General features: G+C 61.8%; 12 protein-coding genes. 8 read left to right on the top strand and 4 right to left on the bottom strand.

Features of this window, described 5'->3' with window-relative positions; genetic code table 11:
- Window position 1 precedes the first annotated feature (1 nt).
- The 5 genes from HU727_RS09620 to gcvH all read left to right on the top strand — a co-directional run bounded on the left by HU727_RS09620 (window position 2) and on the right by gcvH (window position 5,987).
- On the top strand, window positions 2-1,219 hold the full coding sequence (locus HU727_RS09620) for a 2-octaprenyl-3-methyl-6-methoxy-1,4-benzoquinol hydroxylase (protein ID WP_186531491.1): 1,218 nt from the start codon (window positions 2-4) through the stop codon (window positions 1,217-1,219).
- Window positions 1,220-1,339: 120 nt separating this feature from the next.
- Complete coding sequence (locus HU727_RS09615; RefSeq protein WP_186530834.1) at window positions 1,340-2,344, top strand: extracellular solute-binding protein; 1,005 nt, start codon at window positions 1,340-1,342, stop codon at window positions 2,342-2,344.
- 356 nt (window positions 2,345-2,700) lie between these two features.
- Entirely contained in the window at window positions 2,701-4,317 is a 1,617-nt protein-coding gene (locus HU727_RS09610; RefSeq protein WP_186530832.1) for an ABC transporter permease, read from the top strand.
- Between the two features lie 155 nt (window positions 4,318-4,472).
- Complete coding sequence (gcvT, locus tag HU727_RS09605; protein WP_186530830.1) at window positions 4,473-5,555, top strand: glycine cleavage system aminomethyltransferase GcvT; 1,083 nt, start codon at window positions 4,473-4,475, stop codon at window positions 5,553-5,555.
- Between the two features lie 48 nt (window positions 5,556-5,603).
- Window positions 5,604-5,987, top strand: coding sequence for a glycine cleavage system protein GcvH (gene gcvH, locus HU727_RS09600; protein ID WP_186530828.1), 384 nt, complete (start codon window positions 5,604-5,606; stop codon window positions 5,985-5,987).
- A 226-nt stretch (window positions 5,988-6,213) separates the two neighbouring features.
- Here gcvH and HU727_RS09595 read toward each other — a convergent pair whose 3' ends face one another.
- From HU727_RS09595 to HU727_RS09585, 3 genes are all read right to left on the bottom strand, one after another.
- The gene (locus tag HU727_RS09595; RefSeq protein ID WP_169843014.1) at window positions 6,214-6,534 is read right to left on the bottom strand and encodes a DUF2388 domain-containing protein; all 321 of its coding nucleotides are present in this window, start codon (window positions 6,532-6,534) and stop codon (window positions 6,214-6,216) included.
- Between the two features lie 67 nt (window positions 6,535-6,601).
- Window positions 6,602-8,386 (bottom strand): type IV pilus assembly ATPase TfpB, encoded by a 1,785-nt coding sequence (gene tfpB / locus HU727_RS09590; RefSeq protein ID WP_186530827.1) that lies wholly within the window; start codon window positions 8,384-8,386, stop codon window positions 6,602-6,604.
- Between the two features lie 92 nt (window positions 8,387-8,478).
- Window positions 8,479-8,817 (bottom strand): ACT-like domain-containing protein, encoded by a 339-nt coding sequence (locus tag HU727_RS09585; protein WP_186530825.1) that lies wholly within the window; start codon window positions 8,815-8,817, stop codon window positions 8,479-8,481.
- Window positions 8,818-8,943: 126 nt separating this feature from the next.
- Between HU727_RS09585 and HU727_RS09580 the strand changes: the two genes are divergently transcribed.
- Entirely contained in the window at window positions 8,944-9,426 is a 483-nt protein-coding gene (locus HU727_RS09580; protein ID WP_186530823.1) for an Lrp/AsnC family transcriptional regulator, read from the top strand.
- A 78-nt stretch (window positions 9,427-9,504) separates the two neighbouring features.
- Here HU727_RS09580 and HU727_RS09575 read toward each other — a convergent pair whose 3' ends face one another.
- On the bottom strand, window positions 9,505-10,875 hold the full coding sequence (locus tag HU727_RS09575) for a CYTH domain-containing protein (protein ID WP_186530821.1): 1,371 nt from the start codon (window positions 10,873-10,875) through the stop codon (window positions 9,505-9,507).
- A gap of 156 nt (window positions 10,876-11,031) precedes the next feature.
- Between HU727_RS09575 and argE the strand changes: the two genes are divergently transcribed.
- Both argE and argA read left to right on the top strand, forming a co-directional pair.
- Entirely contained in the window at window positions 11,032-12,177 is a 1,146-nt protein-coding gene (gene argE, locus HU727_RS09570) for an acetylornithine deacetylase (RefSeq protein WP_186530819.1), read from the top strand.
- A 161-nt stretch (window positions 12,178-12,338) separates the two neighbouring features.
- On the top strand, window positions 12,339-13,640 hold the full coding sequence (gene argA, locus HU727_RS09565; protein ID WP_186530817.1) for an amino-acid N-acetyltransferase: 1,302 nt from the start codon (window positions 12,339-12,341) through the stop codon (window positions 13,638-13,640).
- Window positions 13,641-13,680 lie beyond the last annotated feature (40 nt).

Raw genomic sequence — 13,680 nt, 5'->3', positions numbered from 1 at the left:
AATGCGCGCAGATCTGCTGATTGTCGGAGCCGGAATGGTTGGCAGCGCCCTGGCGCTGGCGCTACAGGACAGCGGGCTGGAAGTCCTGCTGGTCGACGGCAGTCCCTTGAGCGTCAAACCCTTCGATGCCGAAGCCGTGTTTGAGCCTCGGGTGAGTGCATTGTCGGCGGCCAGCCAGCGGATCCTCGAACGCCTCGGCGTTTGGGATGGCATTGCCCAGCGACGCAGCAGCCCGTACACCGACATGCACGTCTGGGACGGCAGCGGCACCGGGCAGATTCATTTCTCGGCGAGTAGCGTGCATGCCGACGTGCTTGGTCATATCGTCGAAAACCGCGTGGTGCAGGATGCGTTGCTTGACCGCCTGCACGACTGCGATCTGGGCATGCTGGCCAACGCACGGCTGGAACAGATGCGTCGCTCGGGCGATGACTGGCTCCTGACCCTGGCCGATGGCCGCACGTTACGCGCGCCACTGGTGATTGCCGCCGACGGTGCGAACTCGGCCGTTCGCCGCCTGACCGGCGTGGCGACCCGTGAGTGGGATTATCTGCACCATGCCATCGTCACCAGCGTGCGCAGCGGCAAACCGCACCGCCAAACCGCCTGGCAGCGGTTTACCGATAACGGCCCGCTGGCGTTCCTGCCGCTGGAGCGCGACGGGCAGCAGGATTGGTGCTCGATCGTCTGGTCGACCACGCCGAGTGAAGCCGAGCGCTTGATGGCGCTGGAAGATGCTGCGTTCTGCGCCGAGCTGGAACGCGCCTTCGAAGGGCGCCTTGGTGAAGTCGTCAGCGCCGATCCGCGCCTTTGCGTGCCGCTGCGTCAGCGTCACGCCAAGCGCTACGTGGCCGAGGGTCTGGCCTTGATCGGTGATGCGGCGCACACCATTCACCCGCTGGCGGGGCAGGGCGTGAACCTCGGTTTCCTCGACGCCGCCGTGCTCGCGGAAGTGCTGCTGCAAGCTCATGAACGTGGCGAGCGCCTGGCGGACGTGAAAGTGCTGAGCCGTTACGAGCGCCGGCGCATGCCGCACAACCTCGCGCTGATGGCGGCGATGGAGGGCTTTGAACGGTTGTTCCAGGCCGATCCGCTGCCGCTGCGCTGGTTGCGCAACGCGGGGTTGAAGCTGGTCGATCAGATGCCCGAGGCCAAGGCGTTGTTTGTGCGCGAAGCGCTTGGGTTGACGGGCGACCTGCCGAAACTGGCCAAGCCCTGAGCCACAGGGGCAATCATTGCTGTGCAACATCTGGTAACGCCTTCACCCAGTGTTCGATTGTGGTAGTAAATGTGAGTCCTTATCATTTGGCCCACATTTCCCGACCGAGAGACCGCTCCCATGTTGGCACCCAAGCGTCTTCTGACTGCACTGGCCTTGACCCTGATCGGCAGCACCACTGTCCAGGCTGCCGATGAGGTGGTGGTTTACTCGTCGCGCATCGATGAACTGATCAAACCGGTATTCGATGCCTACACCGCCAAGACCGGGGTGAAGATCAAGTTCATCACCGACAAGGAAGCGCCGCTGATGCAGCGCATCAAGGCCGAAGGTGAAAACGCCACCGCCGACCTGTTGCTCACGGTCGATGCCGGCAACCTCTGGCAAGCCGAGCAGATGGGCATCCTCCAGCCGTTCACCTCGAAAACCATCGACACCAACATACCTGCGCAATATCGCTCGTCCACCCATGCCTGGACCGGTCTGAGCCTGCGCGCGCGGACGATCGCCTATTCCACTCAGCGAGTGAAGCCGGGCGAGCTGACCACCTACGAAGCACTGGCCGACAAGAACTGGGAAGGGCGCCTGTGCCTGCGCACGGCGAAGAAGGTCTACAACCAGTCGCTGACCGCGACCATGATCGAAGTCCATGGCGCCGAGAAGACCGAGAAAATCCTCAAGGGCTGGGTCAATAACCTGTCCACCGACGTCTTTTCCGATGACGTTGCGGTGCTCGAAGCGATCAACGCCGGTCAATGCGACGTTGGCATCGTCAACACCTACTACTACGGCCGCCTGCACAAGCAGAAGCCGGACCTGCCGGTGAAACTGTTCTGGCCGAACCAGGCTGACCGCGGCGTGCACGTTAACCTTTCGGGCATCGGCCTGACCAAGCATGCGCCGCACCCGGAAGCGGCCAAGGCACTGGTCGAGTGGATGACCACGCCTGAGGCGCAGCAGATTTTTGCCGACGTGAACCAGGAGTTCCCGGCCAACCCGGCGGTGGCACCTTCGGAAGAAGTGGCAGCGTGGGGCAAGTTCATCGCTGACACCCTGCCGGTGGAAGTGGCTGGCAAGCGTCAGGCCGAAGCGATCCGGATGATGGATCGGGCGGGCTGGAACTGAATCTTTTTTGATTGCTGTGTCTGCTTCAGGATCCGGCCCCTCACCCCAGCCCTCTCCCCAAGGGAGAGGGGGAAAGGGAGCAGATTTGTAAGGCTTTCAAAACCTGAGTTCGGCTCGATATTGCAGGTCGGTGTAGCTCGCAAGAGCTACACGGTCAGCACCCTCTCCCTCTAGGAGAGGGAGCAGATGCAGGGTGTTTTGAAATCCTGAGTTCGACTCGATATTCCAGTTCCGCGTAATTGCCATAAACTGCGCGGTCAGTCCCCTCTCCCTCCGGGAGAGGGCCAGGGTGAGGGCAGCAATCTCAACCTGGAATACGCAATCCAAGAACACGCCAATCCTCCAGAGATTCAAAAGTGGCCCACCCCGCCCAACGCCGCTGGTACCCCATCGTCTTCGCCATCGCCGCGCTGGTGCTGTTGCCGCTGAGTGTTCTGCTGCTGTCCTGGCAAACCATCGATCAACAAATCTGGGCGCACCTGTGGGAAACCCAGATGCCGCGCCTGCTGGGCAATACCCTGACGCTGATACTTGGCGTCGGTGTCGGTGTGACCTTGCTCGGCGTCAGCCTGGCCTGGCTCACCAGCCTCTGCGAATTCCCCGGTCGGCGCTGGCTCGACTGGGCGCTGATGCTGCCCTTTGCCATTCCTGCGTACGTGCTCGCCTTTGTGTTCGTCGGCCTGCTCGATTTCGCCGGCCCCGTGCAGACCCTCCTGCGTGAATGGTTTGGCAACGGCCTGCGCCTGCCGCGTGTGCGCTCCACCGGCGGGGTGATTGTGGTGCTGGTGCTGGTTTTCTACCCCTACGTTTACCTGCTCGCGCGCACCGCGTTTCTCGCCCAGGGCAAAGGTCTGATGGAAGCGGCGCGTGTGCTCGGGCAGTCGCCGTGGCAAGCGTTCTGGCGGGTAGCCCTGCCGATGGCGCGCCCGGCGATTGGTGCCGGCGTGGCGCTGGCGTTGATGGAAACCCTGGCGGATTTCGGCGCGGTGTCGGTGTTCAACTTCGACACTTTCACCACCGCTATCTACAAGACCTGGTATGGCTTCTTCAGCCTGTCGAGCGCGGCGCAGTTGGCCAGCCTGTTGCTGCTGGTGGTGATGCTGGTGCTCTACGGCGAGCGTCGCGCCCGCGGTGCGAACCGGGCGAGTAACGAGCGGCCCAGGGTAAAAGCGCTGTATCACCTGCGCGGGCTCAAGGCATTCGCGGCGATGAGCTGGTGCGGGCTGGTCTTCGCCTGCGCCTTCGTCATTCCAGTGCTGCAACTGATCGTGTGGTTCTGGCAACGCGGGCGTTTCGATCTGGACGAACGTTACGCCGGGCTGATCCTGCACACCTTGTATCTGGGCGCCATGGCGGCGCTGATCACGGTCAGCGTCGCGTTGCTGCTGGCTTTCGCTCGCCGCTTGGCGCCAACGCAGGCAATCAATTCCGGCGTCGGTCTGGCCAATCTCGGCTACGCCTTGCCGGGGTCAGTGCTGGCGGTGTCGATCATGCTGGCGTTCAGTTATCTGGATCGGGAATGGGTGATTCCGCTGTCCGGTTGGCTCGGTGGTGCCGGCAAGCCGTTGCTGCTCGGCAGCCTCGCAGCATTGCTGACGGCTTATCTGGTGCGCTTTATCGCCGTCGCTTACGGGCCGCTGGAAAGCAGCCTGGCGCGTATACGGCCGTCTTTGCCCGAAGCAGCACGTAGCCTGGGTGTCAGTGGGCCGCGACTGTTTTTCAAAGTGTATCTGCCGCTCTTGCTGCCCGGCACGCTCAGCGCCGCGTTGCTGGTGTTCGTCGATGTGCTCAAGGAAATGCCCGCGACCCTGCTGATGCGCCCGTTTGGCTGGGACACGCTGGCGGTGCGCATCTTCGAAATGACCAGCGAAGGCGAGTGGGCGAGGGCATCATTGCCGGCGCTGACCCTGGTGCTGGTTGGCCTGTTGCCGGTCATCGGCCTGATCCGACGTTCAGCGCACCGAAACACTTAGTCGTCAGTCCTACATCATGCGGCTACAATGCGCGGCATTCGGTGCGGTCCGTCTGACAGACCCGCTCGCTGGAATCGGCTGAAAGCCTTATTCATCAAGACTTTCACCCGTATAGCGGCGGTCCGCACCTTCGCCACGCCCGGAAGGAGAAACCCATGGGACAGCGTACGCCTCTGTATGACCTGCACCTCGCGCTCGGCGCGAAGATGGTCGATTTTGGCGGTTGGGACATGCCGCTGCATTACGGCTCGCAGGTCGAGGAGCATCACGAAGTGCGCCGCGATTGCGGGGTGTTCGATGTGTCCCATATGACCGTGATCGATGTCGCCGGCAACCAGGCCAAGGCCTGGCTTCAGCATTTGCTGACCAATGACGTCGAACGCCTGCAACGCCCCGGCCGCGCGCTGTACAGCACCATGCTCAACGAGCGCGGCGGCATCGTCGACGACATGATCGTCTATCGTCTCGAAGACGGTTATCGTCTCGTCTTCAACGCTTCCACCCGCGATCAGGATCTGGCCTGGATGCAGGCGCAACTCGGCAGCTTCGACGTACAACTGCATGAACGCTCCGAGCTGGCGATGCTCGCCATTCAAGGCCCGCAGGCCCGGCACAGGATTGCCGAACTGGTGACCCAGTCCCGCGCCACGTTGATCCAGCAGCTCAAACCTTTTGAAGGCGCGATCGACGGCGACTGGTTCATTGCCCGCACCGGCTACACCGGTGAAGATGGTCTGGAAATTGTTCTACCTGCCAGCCAGGCCCCCGGTTTTTTCAACGATCTGGTCGGCGCCGGCATTTCCCCGATTGGCCTCGGTGCCCGCGATACGTTGCGAGTCGAGGCCGGTATGAACCTCTACGGTCAGGACATTCACCAGGACGTTTCGCCGCTCGCCTCGAACATGGCCTGGAGCATTGCCTGGGAACCGGCCTCGCGTCAGTTCATCGGTCGCGCGGCGCTGGAGGCGGAAAAAGCCGCCGGGGTTGCGCACAAACTGGTCGGTCTGGTGCTGGAGGAGCGCGGGGTTTTGCGCGCCCATCAGGTGGTTCGCATCGCCGATGTTGGCGAAGGGGAGATCACCAGTGGTAGTTTCTCACCTACGCTGAGCAAGTCGATTGCCCTGGCGCGTGTTCCGATGGCAACCGCCGACCGCGCCGAAGTGGAAATCCGTGGCAAGTGGTACCCGGTACGCGTGGTCAAACCGACCTTCGTGCGCCATGGCAAAACTTTGATCTAACCTATTTCCGGCGGGCCGACCGCTGACCCTTTCCCGAGGACACTGAAGATGAGCAATATCCCTGCCGAACTGCGTTTTGCCGAAAGTCATGAGTGGGCGCGTGTGGAAGCCGACGGCACCGTCACCGTGGGCATCAGCGATCACGCACAGGAAGCGCTGGGCGATGTGGTGTTCGTCGAGCTGACTGAAGTGGGCAAGGTGTTTGCGGCCCGTGACCAATCCGGCGTTGTCGAGTCGGTGAAAGCCGCGTCCGACATCTACGCTCCGGTCAGCGGTGAAGTCATCGCGATCAACGAAGAACTGGGCGGCTCGCCCGAACTGCTGAACTCCGACCCTTACGGCGCCTGGATCTTCAAGCTCAAGCCAAGCGACAAGGCCGAGCTGGACAAGCTGCTCGACGCGGCGGCGTACAAGACTGCCATCGGCGAGTAAGCCTCGAGCCATATCCAAGCCCCGATTCGTCGGGGCTTTTTTGTGGTCGATGATTTTCATAGTGGGAGCGAGCCTGCTCGCGAAAGCGGTGGTGCAGGCAATGTCATGTTTACTGCCATAAAGCCTTCGCGAGCAGGCTCGCTCCCACAGGGCTCTCAGGTAACCCGGCTTACTGCAGGCAAAAAAAATGCCGCTCAATCGAGCGGCATTTTTGTTTGCGACCGGTTTATTCGGACGCCACGGCGTTTTTCGCCAGAATCGCGTTCGCCAGTTCCATGTCCGTAGCCTGCAGGCCCGGGTTGTCGGCGCGGACTTTCTGCATTGCTGCTTCCAGATACGGGCCACGGATGCCGCCGTCACTGGCGACGAAGCTGCCGGCATCGTCCTGGGCGGCGACGATCAGCTTGTGATCCTTGAAGGTCAGGTAGGTCGAGCCAGTGGTGGCGCCGGAGGAAATGACGTTACGCCAAAAGCTGTCCGCCATGGCCGAACCAACGGGAAGCGACAGCAGGGCCAAGGTAGCAACAGCAAGTTTGAGACGCATGATGAGGTGACTCCTGGGGGATTAACTACGGCGTTGGATTGCCGATCCCCCGATCCAGTTCCGTGCTGACTTATTTCAACTCACTTTGCGGTGTCACCCGCAGCACTTCTTCCACCGTGGTCAGCCCCGCCGCGACTTTCTGCGCGCCGGACAGGCGCAGGCTGCGCATGCCTTCCTTGAACGCCTGACGTCGAATTGCAGTGAGGTCGGTGTCCGGGGTGATCAGCGCCTTGAGGCCGTCGCTCAGTTGCATGATTTCGTAAACGCCGGCGCGGCCGCGATAACCGGTATCGCGGCATTCCAGGCAACCGATGGCGCGTTGGGCATTGCCCGGCAGTGGCGCCTGCCACGGCCGGGTCAGGGTTTGCCAGTCTTCATCCTCAAGGGTCAATGGCGCCTTGCAATGCGGGCATAGGGTGCGCACCAGGCGCTGGGCCATGACCCCGAGCACTGTGGCCTTGATCAGGTAGTGCGGAACGCCGAGTTCAAGCAAACGACTGATGGCGCTGGGCGCATCGTTGGTGTGCAGCGTCGACAACACCAAATGCCCGGTGAGTGCGGCCTGAATCGCCATTTCGGCGGTTTCGAGATCGCGGATCTCGCCGATCATGATGATGTCCGGATCCTGTCGCATCAGCGCGCGCACCCCGGCGGCAAAGGTCAGCTCGATATTGTGCTGCACCTGCATCTGGTTGAAGGCCGGTTCGACCATTTCGATCGGGTCTTCGATGGTGCAAAGGTTGACCTCCGGCGTCGCCAGTTTTTTCAGCGTGGTGTACAGGGTGGTGGTCTTGCCCGAACCGGTCGGCCCGGTGACCAGAATGATGCCGTTGGGCTGGCGGGTCATGTCCTGCCAGCGGCGCAGGTCGTCGGCGCTGAAGCCCAATTGGTCAAAATTCTTCAGCAGCACTTCCGGGTCGAAAATACGCATGACCATTTTTTCGCCGAACGCTGTCGGCAAGGTCGACAGGCGCAGCTCCACTTCGCCGCCATCCGGGGTCTTGGTCTTGACCCGGCCGTCCTGGGGTTTGCGTTTTTCCGCGACGTTCATACGCCCGAGGCTTTTCAGGCGACTGACGATCGCCATGGTTACCTGCGGCGGGAATTGATAGACGTTGTGAAGCACGCCGTCGATGCGAAAACGCACGGTGCCGTGCTCGCGGCGTGGTTCGATGTGGATATCGCTGGCGCGTTGCTGGAAGGCGTACTGGAACAGCCAGTCGACGATGTTGACGATGTGCGCGTCGTTGGCGTCCGGCTCCTGATCGCTGGCGCCGAGGTTGAGCAACTGTTCGAAGTTGCCGAGGTTACCGCCCTGAGCGTCGGCATTGCTGGCGCCGCTGACCGACTTGGCCAGACGAAAGAACTCGACGCTGAAGCGCTGGACATCCACCGGATTGGCCACGACCCGTTTGATCGGCAGTTTCAGAACGTGGGTGAGATCGGCCTCCCAACCGGTGACATAGGGCTGGGCGCTGGCCACGGTCACCGAATCGCGATCCACGGCGACGGCGAGAATCTTGTGCCGCTGGGCGAAGGCGTAAGACATCAGCGGTGTGATCGCCGCGACGTTGATCTTCAGCGGATCGATGCGCAAGTACGGCTGGCCGGCTTGTTGCGCCAGCCACAGGGTCAGGCTTTCCAGGTCCAGGTGTTTGCCGGGGCGGCTGAGGTCGTCCAGTTGCTGGCTGGCGATGAACTCCAGCGGATGCATCTGGCCATGGGCGGCGTGACGACGACGGGCGTTGAGCGCCTGCTCTGCCGAGTCCTGGCCAATAAAACCTTGAGCGACCAATTCACGCAAGACATCGTTGAGGTCCAGCCAGCGGTCCTGAGTGGCGTGTTGAACGGACATGCGGGCTTCCTTTTTTGCGACAGTGCGCAAAAGGATAGACGCGGCCCCGCTGACCGTTGGGCCACTACCCGACGAAGCCGTTGCCGGATTTTTCAGCCGGCGGCCTGGGCTGGCATGTCCCAGGTGGTGTCGGCGTTTCGCAGATCCACCGAACACACACTGATCAGGTTACGAAGTTTTTCCGCGATCACTTGGGCGCGATGCCAGCTGAGCCCGCCCATGACCAGATCGACCGATAGCAGATCGTCCAGTCGCTGCACATTCATCTGCTGCGGCGTCAGGCATTGCAGCGCAAACAGGTTGAGCACCCGCACCAGCAGGTCCGGCTCCGCCTCGGCAACGATCTGGTACTGCGCCAGACAATGAGTGTTGCTGACGTTCCAGACATCGGCGCGGGCAGGTGCGCTGTTCACGGCTTCAAGGTACGGCATGGCAAGTCTCCAAGTTTTCTGGAGGTATTTTTACATTCGATTCGGGGTATTTCTTGGCTATGATCGGCAATATGGGCGATTGATTGAATGATTCAATTCGCGAAACGGCGATATCGAGGTTTTTGTATGCACGGTGAACTGGACAGCTACGACCGCAGGATTCTTGCCCTGCTACAAGAGGACGCCTCGCTTTCCAGCGCCCAGATTGCCGAGCAGGTGGGGCTGTCGCAATCCCCGTGCTGGCGGCGCATACAACGGATGAAGGAGGAGGGGATCATTCGCGGGCAGGTGACATTGCTTGATCGCAAAAAGATCGGCCTGAACACGCAGATTTTTGCCGAGATCAAACTCAATGCCCACGGGCGCTCGAACTTCACTGAGTTCACCGAGGCAATTCGGGGTTTTCCGGAAGTGCTGGAGTGCTACGTGCTGATGGGAGCGGTGGATTTTCTGTTGCGCATTGTCGCGGCGGACATCGAGGCGTACGAGCGTTTCTTCTTCGAGAAGCTGTCGCTGGTGCCGGGGATACAGGAAGTGAATTCGATTGTGGCGCTGTCGGAAATCAAGTCCACCACCAGCTTGCCGGTCGGAATGTCCGGGCGTCTGTGATGTCCTCTTCGCGAGCAGGCTCGCTCCCACAGGGACTGCATTCCAAGTGTGGGAGCGAGCCTGCTCGCGAAAGCGTTGTCAGCTGCGCAGGAGCATTTTCCAGGCGCGATTCTGATAAACCGCAATCGCCTGCTGCTTGCGCGCATCGAGCAGTTCGTCAGTGATGGTCGGCTCGTTGGCCAGTTGCGCCAGTTTGTTCAGCTCACCGTACAGGCGATCCATTTCCGGGATATCCAGCACGTTGCGCGCGTGGTGCAGCCAGACCTGGATGCGCTCGATGCGCGGCAGTTGTTCGGCGAGGTCTTCCGGCTGCTGCTGGTAGCGCTGCAGCTGCAGGGCCGTGGCTTCTTCGCCCAACAGGCGTGGCAACCAGCTGTGCAGTTGGGCGTCACCCTGGCGGTTACCGCGCACGTTGCGGTCGGCGGTCCAGGCGCGGGCCAGCAGCCAGCGCGAAGTGCTCAGCGAGAACAGGCCCCAACGCGGATCTTCCAGCTCCTCAAGAAACTGCTCCGGCGCGGCTTTGCGCACGTCTTCATCTTCAATTCCGGCCTGGACCAGCGGACGCCAGTCTTCCAGCAAGGCATCCAGGGCCACGCGCAAATCGTGGGTCGACTGGCGCGGCGCGGCCTGGCCGAGGCTGCTGAGCAGGGCGCGCAGTTCGGCGAGGTTTTCGACCCAGTCCAGCAACAGGCGCCAGTGGCCGTTGAAGCGATACTGTTCGGCCAGACGCTGGCTGCTGCCGAGCAAATGCCAACTGAGCGCGGCAAAGGCGTCGTCGAGTCGGGTTTCCGGGGTCAGTTGCGGCGCCGGCAGGCTCAGCGAGTAGCTGTTGGCGTCGTACAGACGGTAGCCGCGCTCGGCCTTGCTGATGTCGCACGGCATCAATGCCAGGGTGGCAGCCAGTTCGGCGGCCAGTTCCAGCAGCGCGGCAGGCTCGCCTTCGCGCAGTTCGAGCTCCAGCTCGCAGATTTCTTCTTTCCGCTTGCCGACCACGACATGACCGAGGTCCAGGGCGGCTTCGATCACCACTTTGCTCTTGCCACGGCCCCAGGCGATTTCCGCGCGTTCGCGGACAAAATCGGTGGTGAAGATCGGCTTCAGGGTTTTCTTGTCCAGATCGACCAGCGACTCGGGCCAGCATTCGCCGTCGAGTTTCTTCACGTCAAGCTTGGCTTTGGGCAATTTCCAGTCGTACTCGTTACGCTCGGACAGGCCGGCAATGCTTTGGCCACGGGTCTTGAGGGTCTGGATCACTTCGTCACCGTCCTTGCGCAGGCGCAGGGCGACTTTGGCCTGGGCCAGGTCGCGCTCGGGGGTGTCGAAGTACTGGTTCATCAACTCACGGCGTTCCCAGCCATTTTTGTTGCGTTTTTTCAGAAGCGGGTGCTCGCGCAGCGCGGCGAGGGTTTCGCGGCTGACGCGGAGTTTGATTTCGGTTTCTTTCTGCATGGCCGGAAAATCCAGGATCGGGAGCGCAGCCGGGGGAAGGTGTGGCTGCCAAGGCCGTGCAGTGTACAGGACTCAAACTTCCTACGCCCTGCGACGGTTTATTCCGCGCGCCGGATGGTTCTATGATGGGGCTTAATTCGGGAGTTGGAGTCAGCGATGCCTTTGCCGTCCATGCAAGACCAGTTCGCTGCGCTGATTGCTGCGCCATCGGTCAGCTGTACCCAGCCGAGCCTCGACCAGTCCAACCGCGCTGTCATCGACCTGTTGGCGGGCTGGCTGGGCGACTTGGGGTTCAGTTGCGATATTCAGCCAGTGAGCCCCGGCAAATTCAACCTGCTCGCCAGTTTCGGCAGCGGTCCCGGCGGGCTGGTGCTGGCGGGGCACAGCGACACGGTGCCGTACGACGATGCCTTGTGGCAGACCGATCCGCTGAAGCTCACTGAAGTCGATGGCCGCTGGGTGGGCCTGGGCAGTTGCGACATGAAGGGGTTCTTCGCACTGGTCATCGAAGCTGTGCAACCGCTGCTGGATCAGCCGTTCAGGCAACCGCTGCTGATCCTTGCCACGTGCGATGAAGAAAGTTCAATGTCCGGCGCCCGCGCGCTGGCCGAGGCCGGGCAGCCGCTGGGCCGCGCGGCGGTGATTGGCGAACCGACCGGGCTCAAGCCGATCCGCATGCACAAAGGCATCATGATGGAGCGCATCGACATCCTCGGGCAGAGCGGTCATTCGTCGGATCCGCGCCTGGGCCACAGCGCCCTCGAAGCCATGCACGATGCCATCGGCGAACTGCGCGGCCTGCGTCTGTTATGGCAGCGCGAGCACCGCAATCCCCAGTTCAGCGTGCCGCAACCGACGATGAATTTCGGCTGCATCCACGGCGGCGATAACCCGAACCGTATTTGCGGGCAATGTTCGCTGGAGTTCGACCTGAGGCCGTTGCCGGGGATGGATCCGCAAGTGCTGCGGGCGGAAATCCTGCGCAAACTTGCCCCGGTGGCAGAACGGCACAGCGTGAAAATCGACTACCAGCCGTTGTTCCCGGAAGTGCCGCCATTCGAGCAGTCCGAAGACGCCGAACTGGTGCGCATCGCGGAAAAACTCACTGGCCACCGCGCCGAAGCAGTAGCGTTCGGCACTGAAGCGCCTTATCTTCAGCGCCTCGGCTGCGAAACCATTGTGCTCGGCCCCGGTGACATCGCTTGTGCGCACCAGCCGGGCGAGTACCTTGAAATGTCACGTTTGCAGCCTACCGTGCATCTACTTCGGCAGTTGATTGAACATTACTGCCTGAAGAGGTGAACGCCGCTCCTACAGGGCACAGTTAAATCAGTGAGAATCCAACCCGTATTCATGAGGAGAGCGCGCGTGTCGCCAAGCCTGTTCCGACGATAACCATCAGCCCGCTGTGCGTTTTTCGTTTCGCCCCTTTTTTGGCTGCTCTTTATTACAGGCCCAGGTTCATGCCCGAATACGTCAATTGGCTTCGCCACGCGTCTCCTTACATCAATGCCCACCGCGATTGCACCTTCGTCGTCATGCTGCCCGGCGACGGTGTCGAGCATCCGAATTTCGGCAACATCGTTCACGACCTGGTTTTGCTGCACAGCCTGGGCGTGCGTCTGGTGCTGGTGCACGGTTCGCGCCCGCAAATCGAAACCCGCCTTGCCGCCCGCGGCCTGACCCCGCATTACCACCACGGCATGCGCATCACCGATGCCTCGACGCTGGAATGCGTTATCGATGCGGTTGGCCAGTTGCGCATCGCCATCGAAGCGCGCCTGTCGATGGACATGGCGTCTTCGCCGATGCAAGGCTCGCGTCTGCGCGTGGCCAGCGGCAACCTCGTAACGGCACGGCCGATTGGCGTGCTGGAAGGTGTCGACTATCACCACACCGGCGAAGTGCGCCGGGTTGACCGCAAGGGCATCAATCGCCTGCTCGACGAGCGTTCGATCGTGCTGTTGTCGCCGCTGGGTTACTCGCCGACCGGTGAAATCTTCAACCTTGCCTGCGAGGACGTTGCAACCCGTGCGGCCATCGATCTTGGCGCCGACAAATTGCTGTTGTTCGGTGCCGAGCTCGGGCTGATCGACGAGAACGGCAAACTGGTCCGCGAACTGCGTCCGCAGCAAGTGCCGGCGCACCTGCAGCGTCTGGGCAGCAGCAACTATCAGGCGGAATTGCTCGACGCCGCCGCCGAGGCCTGCCGTGGCGGTGTGGCGCGCAGCCATATTGTCAGTTATGCCGAGGATGGTGCGCTGCTGACCGAACTGTTCACCCGCGACGGTGGCGGTACGCTGGTCGCGCAAGAGCAGTTCGAGCTGGTGCGCGAGGCAGCGATTGAAGACGTCGGCGGCTTGCTCGACTTGATCAGTCCGCTGGAAGAGCAGGGGATTCTGGTGCGCCGTTCCCGCGAAGTGCTGGAGCGCGAGATCGAGCAGTTCAGCGTCGTTGAGCGTGAGGGCATGATCATCGCCTGTGCAGCGCTGTATCAGATTGCCGATTCGGATGCCGGTGAACTGGCGTGCCTGGCAGTGAACCCGGAGTACCGCCACGGCGGTCGTGGCGATGAATTGCTTGAGCGTATCGAGACGCGGGCGCGGGCACAGGGTCTGAAGACGCTGTTTGTCCTCACCACGCGGACCGCGCACTGGTTCCGCGAGCGCGGCTTCGAACCGAGTTCGGTTGAACGCCTGCCGGCGGCGCGGGCTTCGCTGTACAACTTCCAGCGCAACTCGAAAATCTTCGAAAAGACCCTCTGAGAAAAAGCCCAATGTGACGTTCCCACGCTCCGCGTGGGAA

This window comes from Pseudomonas khorasanensis, assembly GCF_014268505.2.
Classification (GTDB): Bacteria; Pseudomonadota; Gammaproteobacteria; order Pseudomonadales; family Pseudomonadaceae; genus Aquipseudomonas; species Aquipseudomonas khorasanensis.
Note: the sequence above shows the minus strand (reverse complement) of the source record. Positions and strands in the feature narration are given on the sequence as shown.